The organism is Brachyspira sp. SAP_772 (assembly GCF_009755885.1).
GTDB lineage: Bacteria > Spirochaetota > Brachyspiria > Brachyspirales > Brachyspiraceae > Brachyspira.
This window is the reverse complement of record NZ_VYIX01000293.1, coordinates 1-593: the sequence shown is the minus strand read 5'-3', so window position 1 is coordinate 593 and position 593 is coordinate 1. Positions and strand designations below refer to the sequence as shown.

Here is a 593-nt window from a genome sequence, read left to right as displayed (position 1 = left end):
ATGTATTTTCGTTTTGATAATGATGTTATTAATGAAAAAGCTAACACTTTGATACTTATGGGCGGAGTAAATGATATATTTCTTTTTAAGCCTTTGGAAAATATAAAAAAAAGCTTTATTGATATAGTAGATAAATCTAAAGAAAGAAATATAGATATAATAGCATTCACACCCATACCTTTTATAAAAGAAGATTTTACTTTTTTTGAAGTTGGTAATTTAGRAGAGATGTATAACATATTAATAGARTATGTTAATTTTATCAATTCCTACACAAAAGAAAATAATATAAAAAGCATTGATATTTATAATATGTTTAGAAACGAAATATTAAAAGAATATRAGTATTATGATTTGTATTTTGACGGTGTTCATTTAAATAGTGAAGGTCATAATGTTTTTTCTTMTTATATATTTGAAAGATTAAAAGAGTATATAAAGTAAAAGGATTCACTTTTATTCAGCTTTATAAAGATAAAGCCAAATAAAAGTGGGAGATTATTTATGAAAAATACTAATTATTAAAACAAAACTTATAAAAAAAAGTAAAATATTTTATAAAAAAATCTACATAAATATAATGAATATTTATC

Annotated in this window: 1 protein-coding gene; it reads left to right on the top strand. The window is 20.2% G+C overall.

Going from position 1 to position 593, the window contains the following annotated elements:
- The coding region (locus GQX97_RS14105; RefSeq protein WP_157152354.1) for a GDSL-type esterase/lipase family protein at positions 1–444 on the top strand (444 nt) is incomplete at its 5' end.
- Positions 445–593: the final 149 nt, after the last annotated feature.